Annotated in this window: 18 protein-coding genes; 13 read left to right on the plus strand and 5 right to left on the minus strand. The window is 69.9% G+C overall.

The genetic code is table 11. From position 1 onward, the window contains the following. Window positions 1–12: 12 nt before the first annotated feature. Window positions 13–1,746, minus strand: coding sequence for an ABC transporter ATP-binding protein (locus ACN27F_RS17245; protein ID WP_421434581.1), 1,734 nt, complete (start codon window positions 1,744–1,746; stop codon window positions 13–15). Next, on the minus strand, window positions 1,743–3,545 hold the full coding sequence (locus ACN27F_RS17250; RefSeq protein ID WP_421434583.1) for an ABC transporter ATP-binding protein: 1,803 nt from the start codon (window positions 3,543–3,545) through the stop codon (window positions 1,743–1,745). The genes ACN27F_RS17245 and ACN27F_RS17250 overlap by 4 nt, the downstream gene beginning before the upstream one ends. 148 nt (window positions 3,546–3,693) lie before the next feature. Here ACN27F_RS17250 and ACN27F_RS17255 point away from each other — a divergent pair, with 148 nt between their 5' ends. Further along, window positions 3,694–4,377 (plus strand): TetR/AcrR family transcriptional regulator, encoded by a 684-nt coding sequence (locus tag ACN27F_RS17255; RefSeq protein ID WP_421434585.1) that lies wholly within the window; start codon window positions 3,694–3,696, stop codon window positions 4,375–4,377. A gap of 233 nt (window positions 4,378–4,610) precedes the next feature. Further along, window positions 4,611–6,011, plus strand: a complete 1,401-nt coding sequence (locus ACN27F_RS17260) for an RICIN domain-containing protein (protein WP_421440268.1) — start codon at window positions 4,611–4,613, stop codon at window positions 6,009–6,011. A gap of 51 nt (window positions 6,012–6,062) precedes the next feature. On the opposite strand, the gene ACN27F_RS17265 is transcribed toward ACN27F_RS17260, so the two are convergent. Together ACN27F_RS17265 and ACN27F_RS17270 are read right to left on the minus strand one after the other, a co-directional pair. Further along, window positions 6,063–7,199, minus strand: a complete 1,137-nt coding sequence (locus ACN27F_RS17265) for a substrate-binding domain-containing protein (RefSeq protein ID WP_421434586.1) — start codon at window positions 7,197–7,199, stop codon at window positions 6,063–6,065. Further along, window positions 7,196–9,190, minus strand: a complete 1,995-nt coding sequence (locus ACN27F_RS17270) for a heparinase II/III domain-containing protein (protein WP_421434587.1) — start codon at window positions 9,188–9,190, stop codon at window positions 7,196–7,198. The genes ACN27F_RS17265 and ACN27F_RS17270 overlap by 4 nt, the downstream gene beginning before the upstream one ends. A gap of 197 nt (window positions 9,191–9,387) precedes the next feature. On the opposite strand from ACN27F_RS17270, the gene ACN27F_RS17275 reads away from it, so the two are divergent. From ACN27F_RS17275 to ACN27F_RS17315, 9 genes are all read left to right on the plus strand, one after another. Further along, window positions 9,388–11,529, plus strand: a complete 2,142-nt coding sequence (locus ACN27F_RS17275) for a DUF2264 domain-containing protein (protein WP_421434589.1) — start codon at window positions 9,388–9,390, stop codon at window positions 11,527–11,529. An 18-nt stretch (window positions 11,530–11,547) separates the two neighbouring features. After that, on the plus strand, window positions 11,548–12,846 hold the full coding sequence (locus tag ACN27F_RS17280; protein WP_421434591.1) for an ABC transporter substrate-binding protein: 1,299 nt from the start codon (window positions 11,548–11,550) through the stop codon (window positions 12,844–12,846). Between the two features lie 103 nt (window positions 12,847–12,949). Further along, window positions 12,950–13,855 carry a carbohydrate ABC transporter permease gene (locus tag ACN27F_RS17285; RefSeq protein ID WP_421434593.1) on the plus strand — a complete coding sequence of 302 codons (906 nt, stop codon included), beginning with the start codon at window positions 12,950–12,952 and terminating at the stop codon, window positions 13,853–13,855. After that, on the plus strand, window positions 13,855–14,751 hold the full coding sequence (locus tag ACN27F_RS17290; protein ID WP_421434595.1) for a carbohydrate ABC transporter permease: 897 nt from the start codon (window positions 13,855–13,857) through the stop codon (window positions 14,749–14,751). The genes ACN27F_RS17285 and ACN27F_RS17290 overlap by 1 nt, the downstream gene beginning before the upstream one ends. 5 nt (window positions 14,752–14,756) lie before the next feature. Next, window positions 14,757–15,461 (plus strand): hypothetical protein, encoded by a 705-nt coding sequence (locus tag ACN27F_RS17295; RefSeq protein ID WP_421434597.1) that lies wholly within the window; start codon window positions 14,757–14,759, stop codon window positions 15,459–15,461. Further along, a complete protein-coding gene (locus ACN27F_RS17300; protein ID WP_421434599.1) occupies window positions 15,458–16,666 on the plus strand; it encodes a glycoside hydrolase family 88 protein in 1,209 nt (402 codons plus the stop codon). Before ACN27F_RS17295 ends, ACN27F_RS17300 begins: the two co-directional genes overlap by 4 nt. Window positions 16,667–16,682: 16 nt before the next feature. Continuing rightward, complete coding sequence (gene iolB / locus ACN27F_RS17305) at window positions 16,683–17,543, plus strand: 5-deoxy-glucuronate isomerase (RefSeq protein ID WP_421434600.1); 861 nt, start codon at window positions 16,683–16,685, stop codon at window positions 17,541–17,543. A gap of 2 nt (window positions 17,544–17,545) precedes the next feature. Then, window positions 17,546–18,313, plus strand: coding sequence for a 2-dehydro-3-deoxy-D-gluconate 5-dehydrogenase KduD (gene kduD, locus ACN27F_RS17310; RefSeq protein ID WP_421434602.1), 768 nt, complete (start codon window positions 17,546–17,548; stop codon window positions 18,311–18,313). A gap of 13 nt (window positions 18,314–18,326) precedes the next feature. Then, a complete protein-coding gene (locus ACN27F_RS17315; RefSeq protein ID WP_421434603.1) occupies window positions 18,327–19,406 on the plus strand; it encodes a substrate-binding domain-containing protein in 1,080 nt (359 codons plus the stop codon). Between the two features lie 89 nt (window positions 19,407–19,495). On the opposite strand, the gene ACN27F_RS17320 is transcribed toward ACN27F_RS17315, so the two are convergent. After that, window positions 19,496–20,389 (minus strand): sulfotransferase domain-containing protein, encoded by an 894-nt coding sequence (locus ACN27F_RS17320; protein WP_421434605.1) that lies wholly within the window; start codon window positions 20,387–20,389, stop codon window positions 19,496–19,498. A 334-nt stretch (window positions 20,390–20,723) separates the two neighbouring features. On the opposite strand from ACN27F_RS17320, the gene ACN27F_RS17325 reads away from it, so the two are divergent. Further along, window positions 20,724–22,172, plus strand: coding sequence for an MBOAT family O-acyltransferase (locus tag ACN27F_RS17325; protein WP_421434607.1), 1,449 nt, complete (start codon window positions 20,724–20,726; stop codon window positions 22,170–22,172). Between the two features lie 13 nt (window positions 22,173–22,185). Next, window positions 22,186–23,445 (plus strand): alginate O-acetyltransferase AlgX-related protein, encoded by a 1,260-nt coding sequence (locus tag ACN27F_RS17330; RefSeq protein WP_421434609.1) that lies wholly within the window; start codon window positions 22,186–22,188, stop codon window positions 23,443–23,445. Window positions 23,446–23,482: the final 37 nt, after the last annotated feature.

The raw sequence follows: 23,482 nt of genomic DNA on the forward strand, positions 1-23,482 counted from the left end.
CAGGTGTTTCGGTCACTCCAGCGGCGCGAGCTGCCAACCGGTGGCCTCGACGCGCTCGCGCCAGTAACGGGCGTATCCGCCGCCGGCGGCGAGCAACTGGGTGTGGGTGCCGGATTCCTGGATGCCGCCGTGGCCGTCGAGCATGACTATCTGGTCGGCGGTCATGATCGTCTGCAGCCGGTGGGCGACGACCACCATCGTCCGGTCGGCCCGGACCGCGTCGATGGCCTCGCCGATCGCGATCTCGTTACCGATGTCCAGCGCTGCCGTCGCCTCGTCGAGCAGCACGATCGGAGCCTCCTTCAGCAGCGCACGGGCGATCGACACCCGCTGCCGCTCCCCGCCGGACAGGTTCGAGCCGCCCTCGCCGACCAGCGCGTCCCAACCCCCGGGCAGGCGTGCGGCGATCTCGTCGACGCGGGCCCGGGTGGCTGCGGCGACGACCTCCTCGCGGCTGCGGTCGGGGTTGCCGATCCAGATGTTGTTCAGGATCGTGTCGTCGAAGAGATAGACATCCTGGAACACCGGTGCGACCGCGGGCTCGACCACACTGGTGCCGAGCAGCGGCACCGGGACACCGCCGATGGACACGGTCCCCGACTCGGGGTCGTAGAACCGTGCGATGAGTTTGGTGATCGTCGTCTTCCCGGAGCCGGATGGCCCGACGATCGCCGTCATCTGCCCGGACGGCATGGTGAAGGACAGGTGCCGCAGGACTGGAGCGCCGCCGTAGCCGAAGGTGACGTCCTGGAACGCGATCGACCAGTCCTTCGGCGTTCCCGGCTCGGCGGGCTCGGGCAGCGCCGTGAGTGCGTGCAGTTCGTCGAGCTGATTCAAGGTCGTCTTGGCGACCGCCACGCCGCCGCCGAGCGCGCCCGAGTTCGAGATCGGCTCGGTGAACCGAACGCCGAGGACGAGCAGTGCGATGAGCGTGGCCGGATCGAGCGAGCCACCGACCGCCAGGTAGGCGCCGAGCCCGATGACCACGGTGAGCGAAAGCTGCACCACACCGGCGAACGTGGCGATCCCGGCGCCGCCCGTGATGAGCAGTCCTCGGTAGGCGCGGTGCTGGCGCTGCAGCGCTTCTTCGACCAGCCGGTCGGCGATCGACCCGTCGCCGGCCGTGCGCAGCGCGGGCTGCATCCGGGCGAACTCGATGACGCGGTTCGACGCCTCCGCGACCGCCGCCGAGTGCTCCACATCGTCGCGTTCCATCCCGCGGCGCAGCCACCGGAAGACCCACCACATCACCGGAACCGTGACGGTCATCGCGAGCGCGAGACGCCAGTCGAAGAAGTACATGCCGACCAGCACTGTCGCGGGAGTGATGAACCCGGTGAGAATGAGACGCACGATCGAGTAGGGGGCGGACGAGACGAACATCGCTCCGTGGGTGGCGATGCCCGCGATCAGCCCGGACCGGTCCGCGCCGAACCAGGAGATCGGGAGCTCGACGAGCCGGTCGCCGAGCCGCGTCAGCAGCGAGTCGAGCACCGCCGTGCTCGCCTTCATGCCGATCTGGCTGGCGAACCAGAACGCCACGGCGTACAGCGCCCCGACGACCGCGACAGCGGTCAGCCAGTTGCCGACGGTCGCCGTTTCTCCTGCGAACAACGCCTGCAGCAGCGGTACGAGCATCAGGAACGCGATTCCCTGAAGCACCGCGGTGGCCACGATGAAGGTGAGCTCGGTGACGAGCAGCCGGCGGGCACGTAGCGACGAGTAGTGCAGCAGGCGGCGGATCATCGCCGGGCTCCTTGCGGGAGGGAGCGGGCATGGTTGGCCTGGTAGTCGGCCCACATCTGGGCGAATCGACCACCGGAGGCGACGAGCTCGGCGTGTGTGCCCTGCTCGACGAGATGTCCGTTGTCGAGGACGAGAATCTGGTCGGCGCCCACGATCGTATGCAGCCGGTGCGCGATCACCAGCACGGTGCGATCAGCGGCGAGTGCGCTGAGCGCCGACTGGATGGCGGCCTCCGAGTCGGGATCGGCGAACGCGGTCGCCTCGTCCAGGACGAGAATCGGTGCGTCGGCGAGCAGGGCACGGGCGATCGTCACCCGCTGCGCCTCGCCACCGGACAGGTTCGCGTCATCGCCGACGACCGCGTCGTAGCCTCGCTCGAAGCGCAGGATCCGGTCGTGGATCTGTGCCGCCCGGGCCGTACGTTCCACCTCCTCGTGGGTCGCGTCCGGGCAGGTGAGGCGGATGTTGTCGCGCAGACTCGCACGCAACAGCTGCACGTCCTGGAACACGAACCCGACGTCGCGGTACAGCTCACCGGATGCGATCTCCCGTACGTCGGTGCCTCCGATCGCGACCCGGCCCGAGGCCGCGTCGTAGAACCGGGGTACGAGCTTGGCCAGCGTCGATTTGCCCGATCCCGAGGCACCGACCAGCGCGGTGACCATGCCCGGTCGGCATGCTGCGACGATCTCGTGCAGGACGCGGTGCTCCCCGTCGTAGCTGAACGACACGCGCTCGAAGCCGACCTCACGGCCGGCCGGCTGCCGGGGCGACGCCGCCCAGGCGACCGGCGGAAGGTCGAAGAACACGGCAAGCGACTCCTTGGCCTTCGTCGCGTTACGCAAAAACTGCGCGGAGGATCCCAGCTTCATCAGCGGCCCGGTCAGGCCCAGGCCGAGCAGCAGGCCCGGCAACACGTCGATCGGGGCGGCGGTGCCCACGCTCACGAGCCACGTACCGACGGCAAGAAGGTAGACGAGTACGACCACCGGGGAGGTCACGATCTCGATGACGGTGAACATGACGGCGGTGTCGCGAGTCCACTGTCCGATGAAGGTGACGTACTCCCTCATCTCGTCCCGGTAACGGCGGTGGCTGCGTCCGAGCTGCCCGAAGCGCTTCACCACGGCGATCCCGTGGACGAACTCCACCGTCGCCCCCGACAGCCGGGCGGTCGCCCGGTCGTACTGCTGGTACTTCGCTGCGCCGCCGCGCATCAGCAGGGTGTACAGGACCATCGTGATCAGCAGTGGAACCAGCGCGGCCAGCGCGAACTGCCACTGCACGACGAACAGGTAGCCGATGCTCACCAACGGCACGGCGACCGCGGTGATGACGTCCTGGATCGCGTGCGCCACGAGCTGGTGCAGGGCGACGACGTCGTTCTCGACCATCTTGCGCACCGTCCCCGAGCTGCGCGCGTCGAACCAGCCCAGCGGCAGCCGCTGTAGGTGCCGGATGATCCGCTGCCGAAGCGAGAGCTGCAGTTGCGCGTCGGCGAGATGGCTCACCATCCCGGAGACGAACGCGGCACCGAAGCTGACCAACGACGCCGCCACGGCGACGACCACGATCACCCCGACCCGGCCGGCGTCGACGACGCCACCCGCCAGCGCGGGCAACAGGACGCGCGCCAGTTCGACGATCGCGACGAACGGCACGACGCTGCTCACCGCGCCAAGGACGCTCAGCCCGATGATCGTCGCGAGACTACCCCGTACCGGGGCGAAGAAGTCCTCGCCCGGCTTGCGGGGGGCTACGACCCGGGTGCCCTGGCCCGGCCCTTCTCGTGTCCGCATCGGCCAACCCCTACTGGAAACGATTATCAATTAAGCGAACGGTGTTCTAATCTAGGCATGTCCGGCGAGAAAGGCAAGCCTTACCTGGATCATGAGACGCAGAGCCCATCTCCGAGACCGGAGGAGGGCCCGAGAGAAGAGAGGTCATGTGTCCGAAATCTCCGCCGCCCCGTTCCACGTGGGCCTGACCCCGGAGCGCATCGTCGACGCCGCGCTCACGCTCACCCGCGAGTCGCACCTGTTCGGCTGGTCGATCCGCGACCTCGCCCGCCGTCTCGGGGTGGCCCCCTCGGTCGTCTACCACCACATCGGCGGCAAGGACCTGATCGCCCGACACGTCGTCGAGCGCGTGCTGGCCGACCTCACCGCGCCGGACGAGGATCTTCACTGGCAGGACTGGTTCCGGACGCTGCTGTACGCCAGCTATCCGATCGTCAGCTCATACCCGGGGGCGGCGAAGTGGCTCCTGATGCACGGACCGACCTTCCCCTCCGTCATTCCCATCATCGACGCCGGAATCGCCGCGCTACAGCGCGGCGGGTTCGGCGCACGGTCCGGGCTGGCCTACACCGCGCTGTTGAACAACGCGATGCTCACCATCACCATTGGTGACGAGCGCCTCGTTCACGAGGACGACGGCCCGCGAGATCACGCAACGATGATGGACGAGTTCCGCAAGGCCGCCGCCGGCAGTCCCGGGGCCGTCGTCCTCGCCGAAGCGACCATCAGTCCCTTCGCCCAAGGAGGCGACGTCGCCGCCCGTCATCGTGAGGAGTACTACCACTACATCGTCGAGACCACCATCGCCGGTCTCGCCGCGCATCACGGCTGAGCGACCGTGCCGTTCGCGCCGTCGGTCGGCGCCGCAGGCAACCCCCGAACAGCGATGTTCGTCTATGAATGTTTGTGGACGATTCGGTTCGGAACATGGCGCTCGTGTTCGCCTTGGATTACCAATGTGTTACCCGGACCCACCCGTTCGGTGCCGGGATCCCCTTGGCCAGACGGAGGGAAGACGCAGTGAGAGGCGACAACGGGCTGCTGGCACTCGGCGTGGCACTGACCATGACCACGGCAGCGGTCATCGTGGCGACGACCGTCGCCGCCACCCCGGCCCAGGCGGCACCGGTGACCATCACCAACGGCACCCAGTTCCGGGACACCTCAGGGAACGCGCTGCAGGCCCACGGCGGCGGCATGCTCAAGGTCGGCGACTACTACTACTGGTTCGGCGAGAACCGCAACCCGGACAACACGTTCCGGGCGGTCTCCGTCTACCGCTCGACCAACCTGCGGGACTGGGAGTTCCGCAACAACGTGCTGACCCAGTCCTCGGCCGCCGAACTCCAGGTGGCCAACATCGAGCGACCGAAGGTCGTCTACAACGCCGGCACCGGCCGGTACGTGATGTGGATGCACAAGGAGAACGGATCCGACTACGGCGAGGCCAGGGCCGCCGTCGCCTCATCAGCTACTGTGGACGGCAACTACACCTGGCACGGCAGCTTCCGCCCGCTGGGCCACATGTCACGGGATCTCACGCTCTACAACGACAACGGCACCGCGTACCTGATCTCGGCTGCCGACGAGAACCGCGACCTGCACATCTACCGGCTGACCACGGACTACCTCTCCATCGCCGCCCTCGTCGGCAACTTCTGGAACGACGGCGCCCGGGAAGCTCCCGCCCTGTTCAAGCGCGGCAGCACCTACTTCCTGCTCACCTCGGGGCTGACCGGCTGGAACCCCAACCAGGCCCGGTACGCCACCGCGACCAGCATCTCCGGCCCGTGGTCCGGGATGACCGCCGTCGGCGACTCGACCACGTTCCGGTCCCAGCCGACGTACGTCCTGCCGATCCAGGGCACCACCACGACCAGCTACCTCTACCTGGGGGACCGCTGGGCCGGCGCCTGGGGCGGCCCGGTCAACGACTCCGAGTACGTGTGGCTGCCGATCACCTTCCCGTCCAGTACCAGCATGAGCCTGACCTGGTACCCGTCGGTCACCATCGACACGGTCACCGGCACCGTCACCGGCAACGCACCGCCGTACTACCGGCTGACCAACCGCAACAGCGGCAAGGTGGCGGACGTGGTGAGCAACTCCACCGCCAACAACGCCGAGGTCAAGCAGTACTCCTGGAATGGCGGCGGAAACCAGCGCTGGGAGTTCCGCGACACCGGCGACGGCTACTTCCGGATCGTCAACCAGAACAGCGGCAAGTGCCTCGACGTCGCCTCCGCATCCACCGCCGACGGCGCGAACATCATCCAGTACACCTGCGGCGCCGGCACCAACCAGCAGTGGCAGTGGGTCGGCGTCGGAAGCTACTACCAGTTGCGCGCCCGGCACAGTGGCAAGTGCCTCGACGTGGTCAGCTGGGGCACCGCCGACGGCACGGACATCCAGCAGTACGGCTGCCACGACGGCACCAACCAGCAGTGGACCCGCACCCAGGTCTGACCATCCGGTGGCGGGCAACTCTGACCACCCGGTGGCGGGCAACGCCGCCGGCTACCGGCGGGGTGGGCCGGTCGACTCGCGGATACGCAGCGACGGGCTGATGACGACCCGGTGGGTCGGCCGGTCGGGGTCGGCGAGCCGGTCCGCGACCAGGCGCACCGCGGCCCGCCCGATCGAGCGGCGCGGTGGCCGGACCGCGGTCAGCGGCGGGGTGAACAGGCCGGCCACCTCGTCGTCGTAGGCCACGATGGACAGGTCACCGGGCACCGACAGATGCCGTTCCTCGCAGTGCTGCACCAGAGCGATCGCCTCCGCATCGGCGTGTACGAGCAGTGCCGTCGTGCCGGTCGCCTGGCAGCGGTCGAGGATCTCGTCGAGCAGGACGTCCCGGTTGGGCGAACGCGCGTCGGGCACCACCGCCTCCACGGTGGCCGCCGGGTCCAGCCCGCACTCGTCGGCCGCCTCCCGCCACCCTCGGCGCACGTGCGGACGGGTGGGGCTGTTGGCGTCCAGCACCACGCCGACCCGGTGGTGGCCGAGGGAGATGAGATGCCGTACCGCGATGGCGGCGCCCAACGCGTGGTCGGTGACCACCGACTCCATGACGGCGTGGTGGGCACCGACGGTCGCGGTGCGTTCCAGCAGGACCACCGGGACCCCGGCGTGACTCAGCCAGTCGAGGGTGTGTTCCGCCGTCGGCGTGTCCATCCGGGGCGCGATGATCAGCCCGTCGACGCCGGTGCGGTCGAGCAGGCGCTCCAGCTGGGGCCGGTCGTCCTCGGCGTCGTACGAGGAACCGCGCAGCACGACCCGGGTATCGAGCTCGCGGGCCGCCTCCTCGGCTCCCCGGGCCACGTCCGGCCAGTAGTAGTCGAGCGAGGGCACCAGCATGCCGAGCGTGCGTCCGGTCAGGGAATGCGTCGTCCCGGCGGAGGTTTCCTCCGGCGTCGGGGGTCCGTCCGGGGTGATCAGGGCGACCCCGCCGTGTACCCGCTGGACCAGTCCTTCGGCGGCGAGCTGGGCGATGTCGCGCCGGATGGTGACCGGGGCGGCGCCCAGCGTCCGGGACAGGTCGGAGATGCGCATGGACCCGTCGCGGTGCAGCGCTTCCAGCAGCTGCTGACGACGCGCGACCTGCAGCGGTCCCCGGGTCTCCGCCCCGCCGGTGTCGCTGTCCTGCAGGCTCATCGGCTGTCTCCTCCGGAGGACGCTTCGGGCGGGCGGATCTGCTCGACGACGAGGACGAACGTGCCGGTCGGTCCGAGCGCGGTGACGTCGATGGCCAGGCGGGTGAGCTGCTGTCCCCACACGCCGACGAGCATAGGATCGTCCAGCACCCGGGTGGTGCGGCGGCACGGTGCGCTGGCCGGTTGCCAGCTCAGGGCGGCCTGGCCGGCGCCGCCCAGGGCAGTGACCTCGACCCGGCCCGCGCCGGTGCGTACTGTCCGCTGGCGTACCTCGCCGGCGACGAGCAGGTGCAGGTAGGTCGGCCGGTCGGTCCCGTCCGGGTCGAGTTCCCAGGCGTCGACGATCACCACCCGTCCGCTGTCGCGCTCCAGCCGGGCAATCCGCCGCCAACTGTGCAGATCCGTGCGCGGATAGGCACCGGCGAGGTCCACACTCAACTCGGCCGCCGCGTCGTCGACCGCCACCGTGGCCTGTCGGGCGGCGTACGCGCGGCCGGGTGCCTGCGCCGTACCTCGCACGTACGGGACGTTGTGCCACTCGCTGCGCATGGTCCAGATGTCGTAGCGGTCCGGCCCGAAGGTCCGCGCGGTGTAGGTAGGGCGTCCGGCGTCGACCAGCACCGGCACCCCGTCGACGGCGACCACCACCGAGCCGACGTCGTTGTGGTTGTGGTGCTCGCCGTTGTGCCCGCCCTTGACCGCCACGGTCAGCCCGGTCGGGCTGCCGGCGACCGGGCGGGCGAGCAGCACCTGGGTCGAGGGCAGCCACACGTCGCGCGGCAGCGGCGGTGCCGCCGGCCGGGCCGACAGCCACGCCGGGTCGGTCAGGGCGCGCAGCAGCCGGCCGAGTCCGTGTTCCTCGTCCGCGACGGGTCCGTCGGGCCGGCGGTGTGCGGCGGCGTACGCCTGCGCGTCACGGTCGCCGACCCGGCGGGCGGCGCGGTGCAGGGCGTGCCACGGCTGGGTGCCGGCGGGTCGGGCGGACCCGTCGGCGTGGTTGAGATACCACTCGCCGCCCAGGTGCATCCGGTGCGGGAAGGCGACGGTGTGCCGCAGGGCCTCGCCGGGGACGCCGTCCAGTGCGCCGCCGGTGGCGTGCGCGAGCAGATCGAGCGCCTCGTGCGCCCGGCAGGCGCCGTTCCACCAGTAGCCGTAGCCCTCGTCGATGGCGCCGTCGGCGGGCAGGGACGCCACGTACCGGTCGAGCCCTTCGACGACCGACGCGCAGAGCTCCGCACGCCGGCTCTGGTCGTCGACCAGGCGCAGTACGGCGACGAGGACGTTGCCGTGGATCCACGGGTTCCAGTTGTGCACGTCGCCGTCGAGGCCGAGCCAGTGCCAGTCGCGGCGGGTGGCGAACGGGATCAGCACGCGCCGGTCGACCTCGTGCCGGATGCGTTCGCGCAGGCCGGGCACGTACTCGTCGAACGACCCGCCGAGCAGATGGTCGGTCCAGGCCAGTTGGGCGGCGACCTCGCCGGCACCGAGATCGAGGAACGGGTCGGTCACGGTAGGCAGCATCGCGCCGTGCACGGTGTGGGTGTCGTCGTGGGCCGGCCAGCACCAGCTGCTCTGCTCGCACAGCAGCGTCACGCCGTCGATCACCTCGTCGAGCCAGGCCGGTTCACCGGTGGCGGCGGCCAGGACCACGGCCCGGGTCAGCCGCCGCTGCCGGGCGAAGACCAACTGCTCGTACGTGTCGCGGTCGCCGTCGCGGAAGTACCGGGCGTACTGGTGGGCCAGTGGCATCGGCCAGGGCCCGCCGCGCTCGCGCTCGGCCCGTTCGCGCAGCCGGTGCAGGGTCGCGGGGTGCGGGTGGGTCCAGACTGCGCGCTCGCAGGCCGGCGGTACCGGCAGGGCGACGTCCGGCGGCGCGAGCACCTGTGCCAAGGATTGTGCCCCGGCGTGCGGCCAGGCCACGGCCAGTGGGCCGGCGAAGCGGCCACCGGTGCCAGCTACGGCGCGGCCCCCGACGTGATCTACGGCAACCATGGCTCCTCGAACAAGTAGATCAGCTCTGAGCGATTCTGATCGTATCAGATCAACTTGATCGTCAATGATCATTCAAGTTTGAGATAGGCATTGACTTGGTCGGTTGTGAGCGTTTTACTTCGGAAACCAGACCGTTGCCTGTACGTCACAGCGGGGCAACGTCAACGTCCACCCGGCACTGTCACGGAGGCGGACCGATGCGACACCGACCGCGGATGGTGACCGGGGCGTCCGGTCGACCCGCCGCCGCCCCGCGCCCCGGCGTGTGGACCTCCGCCGGTTGGAGCCGCGCCGACTGGCTGGCCATCGCCGACCGGATGCTCACGGCCGCCCGACCGTTCGCCTCGCCAGGCCGGGCGCTCGTCACCTTTCCCGGACCGGCGGGCGGTTACGGACAGGCCGTCGACGGCCTGGAAGGATTCGCCCGCACCTTCCTGCTCGCCGGGTTCCGGATCGCCGGCGCCCGCGGCGCGGACCTCGACGACCTCATCGACTGGTACGCGGCCGGCATCGCCGCCGGCACCGATCCGGCGTCGCCCGAGCGCTGGGTACGGCTGGACGAGCACGCCCAGGCGAAGGTGGAGGCCGCCTCGATCGCCCTGGTCCTGGACCTGACCCGACCATGGATCTGGGACCGGCTCTCCCCCACCGTCCAGGAACGGGTGGTCGCCTACCTCGCGCCCGCCGTCGGCGACCACACGTATCCACGGATCAACTGGGTCTGGTTCCGGCTCGTCGTGCAGACCTTCCTCCGGTCCGTGGACGGGCCGCACTCGCTCGACGAGATGGCCGAGGACCTGGCCACCCACGACACGTTCACCCGCGCCGAGGGCTGGCTGTCCGACGGGCCGGAACGCGCCTACGACCACTACGTGGGGTGGGCCCTGCACACGTACCCGACGCTGTGGGCCCGGATGGCCGGCGCCGCCGACCTGGCCGCCCAGCGCCGCGAACGGGACCTGACCCGCCTCGACCGGTTCCTGTGCGACGCGGTCACCCTCGTCGGCGCCGACGGATCCCCACTGATCCAGGGACGGAGCCTGATCTACCGGTTCGCCGCCGCCGCGCCGTTCTGGGTCGGCGTCCTCGCCGGCGTGCCCTCGGTCAGCCTCGGCCAGTTGCGCCGGGCGGCCACCCGCGTCGTGCGCCACTTCCTCGATCACGGTGCCCTGGACGACCGGGGCGTACTCACCCTCGGCTGGCACGGGGCCTGGCCACGGCTGGCCCAGCAGTACTCCGGACCCGGCTCGCCGTACTGGGCGAGCAAGGGGCTGCTCGGCGTCGCACTGCCCGCCGACCATCCGGTATGGACGGTTGACGAGCAGCCGCTGCCGGTCGAGCGGCACGACACGGTACGGGCCGTGCGGGCGCCCGGCTGGTTGGTCTCGGGCACCCGCGCCGACGGCATCGTCCGAGTGGTCAACCACGGCACCGACCACACCGTCGAGGGCGCCACCGTCGGCGACTCCCCGTTGTACGCCCGGCTCGGTTACTCCACCGCCACCAGCCCCGTTCTCGACGACAGCGGCTGGCTCGATCCGCTCGACCAGTCCGTGGTTCTCGTCGACGGCACGGGCCGGGCGACCCATCGCGCCGGCATGCGGCTGCTGACCGTCCGCGTCGACCGCAGCGACGGCGCAGGCGACCACGGCGGTGGCGACGGCGACCACGGCGACGGTGAAATCCGCGTCGGCGTCGCCGGATCGCGCACGCTGGCCCACTGGATCGACCCGGATCCGGACCAGCGCGACCACGGCGGTGGCCGCGCGGGCCGGTCCCGGCCGGCCGGCCACCTCACCGTGTTCTCGCTGGTCCGGGGCCCCTGGGAGCTGCGACTGACCCGCGTCGACGACCTGGCAGCCGACGGTGCCGAGGCAGGCGCGCTGCGGCTGCGGATCGGCGGCTGGGCCGTCGCCGACGACGCGGCGACAACAGCGAGCGGGACGACAGCGAGCGGGACGACAGCGAGCGTCAGTGACCGCACGACGACAGTCACTGGGGCCGGCCTGACGAGCTCACTCGTGAGCGTCCACGGTGACGCGACCGCCGGCACCACCACCGTCGGTGACGGCGGACCCCTGGCCGGCAGGCTGGTCGTGCCCTGGCTGGAGCACACCGTCGCGCCGGGCACCTGGATCGCCACCCTCGTCGAGCTGTCCGGCGCGCCGGCGACCACCGTCCGGCAGGCGTGCCGGGTGGCGCTGGACGGCCACGACGGTGGCCTGCACGTGACGGTCGGTTGGCCCGACGGGGCCAGCACCACGATCCAGCTGGACACGGAGCAAGCCGGGCCGGCCTGCGGGCGGCCCGGCGACAGTGCGGGCCCGTCCGGGCCCTGACTCTTGAAGGAGAAAGGGATGAAGCGCACCATACCGGCCGTCATCAGTGCAGCGACGGCGCTGACCCTCGTCCTCGCCGGTTGCGGCAGCGACGAACCGACCGACCCCAACGCCCCGGTCACGATCACCCTCGCCGGCTGGAGCCTGTCCTCCACGCCGGAGTTCACGACGCTCGCCGACGGCTTCCACGCGAGTCACCCCAACGTGACGGTGGAACTCAAGGAGTACGACGCGGCCAACTACGACACGCAGATGATCGCCGACCTGGCCGCCGGCACCGCGCCCGACGTGTACGTCCTGAAGAACCTCAAGAACTTCTACACCTACCAGAGCGGCGGCCAACTGCTCGACGTCTCCGACGCCGCGACGGACCTCGGATCGGTGCCGGCGCTGTCGGCCTACCAGGTGGACGGCAAGACGTACGCGGTGCCGTACCGCCAGGACTCGTGGGTGCTGTACTACAACAAGGAGCTGTTCGACCAGGCCGGGGTGGCGCCACCGGACGGCAGCTGGACCTGGGACGACTACGTCACGGCGGCCACCCGACTGACCGACGGGCTGAAGTCCGCGGGCTCCGCGGCGACCGGCGCCTACCAGCACGTCTGGCAGTCCACCGTACAGGGGTTCGCGCTCGCCCAGACCCCGGACGCGGACCTGCTCTCCGGCGACTTCGGCTACCTCAAGCCGTACTACGAGCGGTCGTTGCAGCTGCAGGCGACCGGCGCGCAGCCGACCTACGGCACCGCGAACACCAACAAGCTCACCTACCAGGCACAGTTCGGCACCCAGCAGGCGGCGATGATGCTGATGGGCACCTGGTACGTCGCCACGCTGCTCGAACAGCGCGGGACCGGGGACGCCGACACCTTCGAGTGGGGCATCGCGCCGGCTCCCCAGTTCGACACCAGCACCGCCGGGACGTCGGCGACGCCGGTCACCTTCGGCGACCCGACCGGGATGGGCATCAACCCGAACATCGACGAGTCCAAGGTCGCCGCGGCCAAGGACTTCCTGGAGTACGTGGCCGGCCCGCAGGCCGGCACCGCGCTGGCCGGGATCGGCATCACCCCGGCCGAGGTCACCGACGCGGTCACCGAGGCGGTGTTCGGGCTGGACGGCGTGCCGCAGGACGACCTGTCGAAGTTCGCGTACGCCACCCACACGATCGAGCCGGAGAACCCGGTGTCGGAGCACACCGCCGCCCTGCAGAACGTCCTCAACGAGACGCATTCGGCGATCCTGTCCGAGAGCACTGCGGTCGACGCCGCGCTGAGCGAGGCGCGGGACCGTGCCGAGAACGAGGTCCTCAGCCAGTGAGTTCGCGGCGGATCCGGCGCACTTCGCGGCGCGGCGACGGCTGCCGTCGTCCGGGCGGGGCCGCCGGATCCGCCCCCAGACCGGACACTCGCGGAGGGTCCCGATGACAACGTTGCCGCATACCCGGGCCAGACACCGTCAGTTGGTGTGGCGCAACACGGTGGCCGGGTGGTCGTTCATCCTGCCGAACTTCGTCGGCTTCGCCCTGCTCACCCTCGTACCCGTCGTGGTGCTGTTCTACATGGCCTTCACGAACTGGAACGTCTTCGGGGCGGCCGAGTGGACCGGCACCGCCAACTTCCGGCGGATGTGGGGCGACGGGAGCTTCTGGACCGCGCTGCGCAACACCCTCTACTACACGGTGTTCCACATCCCGCTGACCATGGGGGCATCGCTCGGCCTGGCGCTGCTGCTCAACCAGAGGCTGCGCGGCGTGCGGTTCTTCCGCACCGTCGCGTTCTTCCCGTACATCACCTCGATCGTCGCGATCGCGGTGGTCTGGAACCAGCTGTTCAGCCCGGAGTACGGGCCGATCAACGCGTTCCTCACCAGCGTCGGGGTGGCCGACCCGCCGGGCTGGACGACGTCGGCGGACTGGTCGATGCCGGCGGTCATCATCGTCGGCACCTGGCGGTACATGGGCTACTACATGCTGCTGTTCCTGGCCGGCCTGCAGACGATTCCCGCCCAGCTCTACGAGGCCGCACAGATCGACGGGGCCACCGCCTGGCAGCGGTTCGTGAACGTGACACTGCCCGGACTGCGGCACACCACCTTCTTCGTCACCGTGATGCTCACCATCGAGAGCTTCAAGGTCTTCGACCTCATTCTCGTGATGACCGAGGGCGGTCCCGGGCAGTCCACGCTGGTGCTCTCGCAGTACATCTACCAGAAGGGCTTCGTGGAGAACCAGTTCGGCTACGCCGCCGCGGTCTCCATCGTGCTGTTCGCCATCTGCTTCGGCGTCACGATCATCCAGTTCATGGTCAACAAGCGGAGGAACGGCTGATGACCACGACCGACGTCTCCGCGCCCGCTCCGGTCATCGTCGTACCCGGCAGCACCGGCGCGCCGCGCCGGCGGGTCGCCTCCCAGGGTTGGCGGATCATCGGGTACGCCGCCCTGGTGCTCGCCGCCGCCGCGCTGCTGCTGCCCTTCTACTGGATGGTGGTGGCGTCGTTGAAGACCAACAACGACGTGTTCACCACCCCGATCAAATGGCTGCCCGATCCGGTCGTGTGGCGCAACTATCTCGACATCTGGCAGCGCTCGGACATGACGACCTGGCTGCAGAACACCCTGCTGCTGTCGGTCGTCGTCACCGTCCTGCAGGTGTTCACCGGCAGCTTCGCCGCGTACGGCTTCGCCCGGGTCCGCTTCCCCGGCCGCAACCTGCTGTTCCTGGCGTACGTCGGCACGATCGCCGTGCCCTGGCAGTCGTACATGATCCCGCAGTTCATCATGATGTCGAAGCTGCAGCTGTCGAACACCCTCTGGTCGATCGTGGCGCTGCAGGCGTTCGGCGCGTTCGGCGTGTTCCTGATGAAGCAGTTCTACGAGACCATCCCGGAGGAGCTGAGCGAGTCCGGCCGGGTCGACGGGCTCACCGAGTTCGGCATCTACCGGCGGATCATGCTGCCGTTGTCCAAGCCGGCGCTGGCCAGCCTGGCCCTGCTCACCTTCGTCACCACCTGGAACGACTACCTCGGGCCGCTGATCTACCTGCGCAGCCCGGAACTGCGCACCATCCAGCTCGGGCTGCGCACGTTCATCTCGCAGTACAACGCCGAGTACGCGCTGATCATGACCGGTTCGGTGCTGTCCGTACTACCGGTGGCGGTGATCTTCCTGCTCGGACAGCGGCACTTCGTCGAAGGCATCGCCAGCACCGGGCTGAAGGGCTGAAGCTGATGCGTCCACGTCACGACACCATCGCCGCCGTCTTCGACGGCGTGTACGTCGCCCTCGTCACCAACCTGCTGCTGGTGGCCGGCTGCCTGCCGCTGGTCGTCCTCGCGTTCACCACCGAGGCGGCCCGGTCCTGGCCGCTGTACGCGCTGGTCGCGCCGGTCTGCGCGCCCGGTCTCTGCGGGGTCTTCGCGGTGATGTCCGGCTACTCCGCCGGCGAGCGCGGTGCGGTGCTGCGCACCTTCGGCCGCGCCTGGCGGGCCACCGCCGGCCCGGCGACGCGCTGGGCGGCGGCGGCCACGGCGCTGCTGGTCGTGCTGGGCGTCGACGCGGCGGCGGCCTGGGGGCACCGGGTCGGCGCGCTCACCCTGCCGATCCTCGCCGTGCTCACCCTGCTCACCGCCGGCACCGCACTGCTGGGCCTGGTGACCATCGCCGAGCGGCCCACCGCCCGGCTGCGCGACGTCGTCCGCGCCTGCGGCTACCTCGCGGTGCGCCGCTGGTACCTCACCGCCGGGTCGCTGCTGATCCTCGCGCTGCTGCTGCAGCTGTTCGCGGCCCGGCCGGCGATCGCGCTCGGGGTGGCCGCCGCCCCGCTGCTGTACACCGTCTGGGCCAACAGCCGGTTCAGCCTGCGCCCGGCCCTTGACATCCGCCCGGCACCTGACCTGGACACCGTAACCACGAGGGGAAACAACATCCGATGACGGCGACCGATGTCCGTCCCAGCCCTGACGCCGAAGCGATGCAGGCCGCGGTGGCCGCCGCGCTACGTACCGTCGACGCGAACATCGACGCCTTCGGCGACGGCTACCCCGCGGACACCACCGCCGCCGGCCACTACCCGCGGCGCCCACCGACCGCCGGCCAGCCGGCGGGCGGCAACGTCGGCTGGACCACCAGCTTCTGGCCCGGCATGCTCTGGCTGGCCCACGACCTGACCCGCGACGGACGCTACCAGCGGGCCGCGCTGTCCCATGTCGACAGCTTCGCCGCCCGGGTGAGCAACGGCATCGACCTGGACACCCACGATCTCGGCTTCCTCTACACCCTGTCGTGCGTCGTCCCGGCCGACCGTACCGGCGACCGGCGCGCCCGTGACGCGGCGCTGGCCGCCGCCGACCACCTGATGAGCCGGTTTCTCGAACCGGCCGGGATCATCCAGGCATGGGGCGACCTGAACGATCCCCGCCAGCGGGGGCGGACGATCATCGACAGCCTGATGAACACCCCACTGCTGTTCTGGGCCAGCCACACCACCGGGGACGACCGCTACGCCGCCGTGGCCCGCCGGCAGGCCGCCGCGCTGCGCGAACACATCGTGCGCCCGGACGGCACCACCTTCCACACCTTCTACTGGGATCCGGAGACCGGCGTGCCGCTGCGGGGCGAGACCGAACAGGGGCATGCCGACCACTCCTGCTGGGCACGCGGCCAGGCGTGGGGCATCTACGGGTTCAGCCTCAACCACCGGCACACCGGCGACCCGGGCCTGCTCGCCGCCGCCCGGACCTGCGCCGACTACTTCCTCGCCCACCTGCCCGCCGACCACGTCGCGTACTGGGATCTGGAGTTCGGCGACGGCAGCGGCCAGGAACGGGACAGCTCGGCCGCCGCCATCGCCGCCTGTGGCCTGGTCGAGCTCGCCGACTGCCTGACCGGCGCGACCCGGCCGGTACCGGGCGACGCGGCCGACGCCGCCCGGTACCGTGCGGCCGCCGGCCGCATTCTGCGCTCCCTCATGGACGGATACGCCCCCCGGAGCGCGGCGGAATCGAACGCGTTGATCCTGCACGGCGTGTACGACAAGCCCAAGGGAGTCGGCGTCGACGAAGGGAACCTGTGGGGCGACTACTTCTATCTGGAAGCGCTTACCCGCGCCAGCGTTCCCGGCTGGAACAGCCCCTGGTAGACCGTTTCCCGCCGCCATGTCGACCGCCGACCCCGCATCCGGAAAGGTGATCATGAACTACCGTTACCACTGCACCATCCCGGCCGCCGAAGGCCGGAACACGCTGCCTGTCAATCCCTGCCACCTGCTGGACTTCAGCCTGCTGCGGCTGCCTGCCGGCGGCAGCTGGACCGGTGAGTCCGGCGACCGGGAGATCCTCGCGGTCGTGCTCGGCGGTACGGCGAGCGTCACCGTCGCCGGTCACCACTTCCCACAGATCGGCGGGCGGGCCGACGTCTTCTCCGGTAGGCCACACTCGGTCTACGTCCCGGCCGGCGTCACGGTCACCGTCGAGGCCACCACCGCCGTGGAGATCGCGCTGCCCAGCGCGCCCAGCGACCTGGCCACCGACCCGTACCTCATCGGGCCGGACCAGGTGGTGAGCGGCCGTTGGGGCGCGGCCAACTTCGGCCGTACGTACCACCAGATCCTGACCGAGATCTCTCAGCCGGACCTGCCGGCCCGCCGGCTCATCGTCGGCGAGACCTACACGCCGTCCGGCAACTGGAGCACCTACCCTCCGCACCGGCACAAGGTCGACGACCTGCCCGCCGAGGCCGCCCACGAGGAGATGTACTACTACCGGGTCGACCCGACGAACGGGTTCGGCATCAGCCGCGTCTACACCGACGAGGGGTACGAGGAAAACGTCACCATCCGCGACCACGTGATGCAGATGATGCCGCAGGGCTACCACACCGTGGTCAGCGCACCCGGCTACACCACGTACTTCCTGTGGTTTCTGGCCGGCACCCAACGCACCCAGGGTGCCCGTGAAGACGCCGACCTGACCTGGGTGACCCAGACGGTGCCGACGCTGCGAAAAATGGGCCTGTAGCGATGACGGTCCTGGACACCTTCCGGCTCGATGGCCGCGTCGCCCTGGTGACCGGTGGCAACCGCGGTATCGGCCAGGCCATCGCGATCGCGTTGGCCCAGGCCGGTGCCGACGTCGCGCTGCTGGGCCGCACCGAACCCGCCGAAACGATCACCGTGGTCGAGAAGCTGGGTCGGCGGGCGCTGGTCGTAGCCGCCGATCTGGCCACCGCCGGTCCGGCCGAGCTCGCCACCGCCGTCGCCACGGCCGTCGCCGGACTCGGCCGTCTCGATGTCCTGGTGAACAACGCGGGCGTCATCCGTCGGTCCGCCGCCGTCACGCACCCGGCCGAGGACTGGGACGCTGTGCTGCGGGTCGACCTCGACGCGGTGTTCCACCTCAGCCAGGCGGCCGGGCGGGTCATGCTCGACCAGCGCCACGGAAAGATCGTCAACGTCGCGTCGATGCTGTCCTACCAGGGCGGCGTCCGGGTGCCGTCGTACACCGCCGCCAAACACGGCGTCGTCGGTCTCACCCGCGCCCTGGCCAACGAGTGGGCCGCCGACGGCGTCAACGTCAACGCGATCGCCCCCGGCTACATCACCACCGACAACACCGCACCGCTGCGCGCCGACGCGGACCGGGAACGCGCCATCCGGGAGCGCATCCCGGCCGGCCGCTGGGGCACGCCCCAGGACCTGACGGGCGCGGTGGTCTTTCTCGCCTCCGACGCCGCCCGGTACGTACACGGCGCCGTTCTCGCGGTGGACGGAGGATGGCTCGCCCGTTAGGAGTGTGCGTATCGTGGCGACGCGGCGGCTGTTCGGCGCGCAGCGGCAGGAGCGTCTGCTCGCCGAGCTACGCGGGCAGGGCGCGGTCCGGGTCCGTGATCTCGCCCGCGAGTTCGGCGTCAGTGAGTTGACCATCCGCCGCGACATCGCCGCGCTCGCCGAGCGCGGTCTCGTGGCCAAGGTCCACGGCGGTGCCACGCTGCCGCCGCACAGCAACGCCCTCAACCCGCCCCGACGGGCGCCTGGCCGCTTCATCATCGGCATGGTGGTGCCCTCGCTCGATTTCTACTGGCCGCCGGTCGTGGCCGGCGCACGCGCCGCCGCAGCGGCACTCGGTGTCAGCATCCAACTGCGCGGCTCCAGCTACCATCCCGACGAGGACCGCCGCCAGATCAGTCGCCTCGTCGAGGCCCAGCAGGTCCAGGGTCTGCTGCTGGCGCCGAACCTGGACGGCGACGACGCCGACGAGATCCTCGAATGGATCGGCCGGTTGCCGGTCCCGACCATTCTCGTCGAACGTCAACCACGCCGGTGGACGCCGGCGGTCCGGCAGATCGAATGGGTACGCAGCGATCACCGCCTCGGCCTGGATATCGCGGTCTACCACCTGCGGCAGCAGCGCCACCGGCGGATCGGCCTCGTTCTCACACAGGGCAGCCCGACGTCGACGCATCTTCGACAGGCCTGGCAGCACGCCGCCGCCGATCCGGCGACACCCGACACCCTGGTCCTGCAGGAAACGATCACCGCGCCCGGGCAGCGGGACGTCATCGTCCGGCTGCTCCGGGAGTGCCGGCTGTCCAAGATCACGGCGTTGATCGTGCACAGTGATCCGCACGCCATCGCGGTCGCCCAGTTCTGCGCCGAGTTGGGCATCGCGATCCCGGGTGAGCTGGCGATCGTGTCCTACGACGACGAGATCGCCCATCTCGCCGATCCTGCGATCACCGCCGTACGCCCGCCCAAGGGTCACGTCGGCCGGCTCGCCGTCGAGCTCATGGTCTCCCGTCTGCTCGACGGGGAGCGCCGACCGCCCCACAGGGTGCTCCTCGCGCCGGAACTGGTCGTCCGCGCCTCGTCGGTCAGGTGGTGACCGACGAGGTGGTGACCGGGAGGGCCGCTCGACACGAGCGTGTCGTCGGACTCCACCCGGTCGGATCACCTGAACGGTGCAGGACGTCGTCAGTGGCCCGGCTCGGTCGAGGTGATCGGGCCACGGTGCAGCCAGTCGGCCAACTCCGGCTCGGCCAGCTTCACGACCCGTTCGGCGTAGCGCCGCAGGTCCTCGTCGTCGAGCAGGGCCCGCCACTGGCCGCTGACCCCCTGGTTGAAGAACTGCTGCGGGTCGCGCCACATCGCCACCACCGGGGCGAACTCCGCGGCCCGGCTACGCATCGAGTCGAACGTCGCGGCCCGCACCAGTTCCGGCCACCGCTGTTCGGGTACCTCGATACCGAGCTGCCCGGCGAGTGCCCGCATCTGACCTTCAAGGTCTGCCTTCAGCTCGTCGTAGTGCAGGAGCAGCACGTTGGGCCGCTGCCGCTGAGCCCAGAATCCCGATATGTGGTGCAGCATCGACGGCAGACCGATCTGCACGTCGGTGTTGTCGACCCAGGCCCAGAACCGGTCGTACGCGGAGTCCAGCGGTGGCGGCGCGTCGTCGGTGAGATCGCCGGTAAGATCCTCGTTGCCGACCGCCGCACCACGCATTGCCAGCACGACGTCGTAGTCCGTGTTCTGGAAATGGGCGTCCCAGGAGATGGCGACGTCACGAGGATCCCGTCCTACCGTGATGTAGGTCACCCCGTCATGGACCGGCAGACCGTCAAAAGGCGTATGGGTCTTGATGAACCGGCGGTGCTGCTGTGCCTCGTAGAACGCGAAGACCTCGGCCTGGCTGCGGGTCAGCATATCTGGCCAGACGGAAAGGTCGTCCAGCCGTCGCGGCAGCTCCGGCGTCTGAAAGATCAACAACGCGCAGATGGTCTGGGTCCATGTCGTGCCGCACTTGGCGGGGGTCGAGATCACGATGTCCCCGTCGCGGAACGGAAAGCCCTCCCATCGTCCGCTGTCCATGATCGCGTTCTGGTACCGAACCGTCGGCCGGCGCACCGATACCACAGTTTCCTTGCCCAACGCATCCATACTCGACCTAACCCTCTACTGTGCGGCTTGGCCTGCCGGATTCTACGCAGGCCCGTCCTTGGCGGCAGCCCTGGCCCAGGCACTCCCGCTGTGCGCCGGCGACGGTCGCCGCCGATAGTCACCGGCGATCACCGGCCACCGACTGGCTATCCCTGGCACCCGCTAATATGACTCGGTTAACGTCCGGGCCCGGTGGCTCGTACGGTCTGTCAACGCGCCAACCGCACCGCCACCACCTGCCATAACCGCGACTGGATGCCTGAGAATGGTCTTCTCGTCTCCCACCTTCCTGTTCTTGTTCCTCCCACTGACGCTGCTCGGCTACCTCGCCACACCGGCCCGGCTGCGCAATGGATGGTTGCTGCTGGCGAGCGTGCTCTTTTATTTCTGGGGCGCCGGTGGTGAGATTGGCATCCTGCTCTACGTCGGCCTGATCAGCTTCTTCGGGGCGCTGATCGGCTGGCGGGCCGGGCGGCGCGCCCAGGACGCGCGGGAAACGGGCGCTCCGCCCGCAGTGCCGCGGGCCGCGATAGTGGCCCTCATCGCGCTGCTACTCGTCCCGATCTTCCTGTTCAAGTACCTGCCGCCCCTCACCGACCTGGCGGACTCGATCGGCTGGAACGACCGGTTCGGCATCGGGCCGGTCACCTGGGCGCTGCCGCTGGGCATCTCGTTTTTCACGTTCCACGCCATCTCGTACGTCGTGGACACCGCTCGCGGCTCGGTACCGGCCGAACGGTCACTGCGCGACTACCTGCTCTATCTCTTCCTCTTCCCGCACCAGATCGCCGGCCCGATCGTTCGGTACGCGGAGATCGTCGGCGAGCTGAAGAGCCGCCGGGACGTCCGGATGGAGATGGCGGCGTACGGGGTCACCCGCTTCGCCTGGGGCCTGGCGAAGAAGGCGTGTATCGCCGACTCCGCAGGGCTCGTCGCGGACGCCGCCTTCGGCGCTGCCGGCAGCGACATGTCCGCGCCGACGGCCTGGCTGGCCGCTCTTGCCTACACGGTGCAGATCTATTTCGACTTCAGCGGCTATTCGGACATGGCCATCGGACTGGCGATGCTGTTCGGGTTCCGCTTCCCGGAGAACTTCAAGGCGCCGTACGCCGCTCTCGGGCCGGCGGATTTCTGGCGGCGCTGGCACATCACCCTGTCCCGCTGGTTCCGCGACTACGTCTACATCCCGCTCGGCGGTAGCCGGCACGGAATCCGGCGGGAGTACGCGGCCCTGCTGGTCACCTTCGGGCTCACCTCGCTGTGGCACGGGGCGACCTGGCCGTTTCTGGTCTGGGGTGGCCTGCACAGCCTCGGTCTACTGGTCGAACGGCTCACCGGGGTTCGCGACAGCGACCGCCTCACCTGGCTACGTCGAGCGGTGACCGCGGTCTTCATCGTCGCCGTCTGGGTGCCGTTCCGCGCTGAGACGCTGACCCAGGCAGGTCACATCTGGCGGGCCATGGTGACCGGCGGGTTCGCCACGCCGCCGCCATCCGTGCTGCTCACGCTCACCCCGTTGACCCTGGCCGCGCTGCTGCTGGGCCTGGCCGCGTTCCTCGCCCCGCGCACCAGCACCGGTTTCCAACTCGTACACGGCAGGTTCCAGGGCTTCCGGCTGCGAGTCGCCGTGGTCTCCGCTCCCGCTCTGCTCGGCATGGCGGTGGTGGGCATCCTCTGGCTCGACTTCAGCCCGTTCCTCTATTTCCAGTTCTAGTCAGGACAGAGCATTGACGCAGACGCCGAACCTCGAACGAGACACCGAACGGGATGCGGAGAGCCTGGTCGAACCGGCGCCGGCGAAGGCGCGACCGGGGCGGCGCAGCCTCGTCGGCGCGCGCCTGATCGTCGGCACGCTGGCGGTGCTGCTGCTGACGCCGACCATGCTGAGTATCCGGGGCGGCGACGAAGCGGTGGAGAACCGGGTCCCGGTGCCGTTTCCGGAGATCGCCCCCGCCACGGTGCTCGACACGGAGACGTACCGACAGGTCGACGCCGCCTTACGGGACCGGTTGACGTTACGCCGCTTCGTGATCAAGGCGGTGGGCAAGGCCGGGTATGACGGGCTGGGGTACAGCTTCAACACCAATGCGTACATCGGCGAAGATCGGACACCGTTTCTGGCGGACGATTTCACCAAGCCATGCAACACGCCGTTCGACGCCGCAGCGGTGGATGCGAGGCTGCGTTCCCTTGAACAGACGGCGCGGCAGGCGGGCAAGGACGTACTGTTCGTCATCGCGCCGGACAAGTCGTCGGTGCTGCGTCACAAGCTCGGCCCGATGGCGGACGCGCTGATGGTCTGCGCCGACCCGGTCCGCGAGCAGTCGCAGGCGCGCTGGGGCGACGATCCCACCGGGCCGGTGGTCACTCTCTGGCCGCAGTTCGCGGCGGCGGAGCGGGCCGAGCCCGGCCGGGTGTGGCAGCACGGCGACAGCCACTGGAGCTACCAGGGTGCGATGATGTTCACCCGTGAGGTGATCGACCGGCTGGTGGCCCGAGGCGAGGCGCCCGAGCAGCTGCGTGGTGCGCCGGGCGCGGAGCAACGCCCCGACCGGAGCCTGGAAGGTGATCTCTACCGGTTGATGGGCATTCCGCGCAAGGAGAAGGTGGCCAACTGGGTGGTCCGCCGCGAAGGAGTCACCGTGGACACCTCGACCCTTCCAACGGTCACTGGTCGTGGGCTGCGTACCCGTACCACGTCCGCCCCGGCCGGTACGCCTATGGTGCCCGGCCGGACGCTGGTCGTGTACGACTCGTTCTTCTACGTCGCCGAGCTGCAGATGGCACCGTACTTCGCGGAGATGAGCGCGCTGCACTGGGACGACTTTCTCCCGATGGCCCGCGAAGGCCGGATTCCGGACTTCGACCGGGTGATCTTCCAGAGCGTTCAGCGATCCTGGCCACAGCGGTCCGTGGACCAGCTGCCGGATCCAACGGTCACCGCCACCCTTGACGCGGCGCTGCGTCGGCCCACCGCGACGCCGTAGCCGGCAACGTCGGACCGCACGTTACGCCGACACCCGC

The organism is Solwaraspora sp. WMMB335, assembly GCF_049179075.1.
Lineage (GTDB): Bacteria > Actinomycetota > Actinomycetes > Mycobacteriales > Micromonosporaceae > Micromonospora_E.

Excerpts from the sequence above, each read along its gene's own strand:
- ACN27F_RS17320 (WP_421434605.1), bottom strand. The coding sequence starts at position 20,389 with ATGGACAGCGGACGATGGGAGGGCTTTCCGTTCCGCGACGGGGACATC.
- ACN27F_RS17325 (WP_421434607.1), top strand. The coding sequence starts at position 20,724 with ATGGTCTTCTCGTCTCCCACCTTCCTGTTCTTGTTCCTCCCACTGACG.
- ACN27F_RS17275 (WP_421434589.1), top strand. The coding sequence starts at position 9,388 with ATGCGACACCGACCGCGGATGGTGACCGGGGCGTCCGGTCGACCCGCC.
- ACN27F_RS17265 (WP_421434586.1), bottom strand. The coding sequence starts at position 7,199 with ATGAGCCTGCAGGACAGCGACACCGGCGGGGCGGAGACCCGGGGACCG.
- ACN27F_RS17295 (WP_421434597.1), top strand. The coding sequence starts at position 14,757 with ATGCGTCCACGTCACGACACCATCGCCGCCGTCTTCGACGGCGTGTAC.
- ACN27F_RS17300 (WP_421434599.1), top strand. The coding sequence starts at position 15,458 with ATGACGGCGACCGATGTCCGTCCCAGCCCTGACGCCGAAGCGATGCAG.
- ACN27F_RS17285 (WP_421434593.1), top strand. The coding sequence starts at position 12,950 with ATGACAACGTTGCCGCATACCCGGGCCAGACACCGTCAGTTGGTGTGG.
- ACN27F_RS17270 (WP_421434587.1), bottom strand. The coding sequence starts at position 9,190 with ATGGTTGCCGTAGATCACGTCGGGGGCCGCGCCGTAGCTGGCACCGGT.
- kduD (WP_421434602.1), top strand. The coding sequence starts at position 17,546 with ATGACGGTCCTGGACACCTTCCGGCTCGATGGCCGCGTCGCCCTGGTG.
- ACN27F_RS17260 (WP_421440268.1), top strand. The coding sequence starts at position 4,611 with ATGACCACGGCAGCGGTCATCGTGGCGACGACCGTCGCCGCCACCCCG.
- ACN27F_RS17250 (WP_421434583.1), bottom strand. The coding sequence starts at position 3,545 with ATGCGGACACGAGAAGGGCCGGGCCAGGGCACCCGGGTCGTAGCCCCC.
- ACN27F_RS17280 (WP_421434591.1), top strand. The coding sequence starts at position 11,548 with ATGAAGCGCACCATACCGGCCGTCATCAGTGCAGCGACGGCGCTGACC.
- iolB (WP_421434600.1), top strand. The coding sequence starts at position 16,683 with ATGTCGACCGCCGACCCCGCATCCGGAAAGGTGATCATGAACTACCGT.
- ACN27F_RS17290 (WP_421434595.1), top strand. The coding sequence starts at position 13,855 with ATGACCACGACCGACGTCTCCGCGCCCGCTCCGGTCATCGTCGTACCC.
- ACN27F_RS17245 (WP_421434581.1), bottom strand. The coding sequence starts at position 1,746 with ATGATCCGCCGCCTGCTGCACTACTCGTCGCTACGTGCCCGCCGGCTG.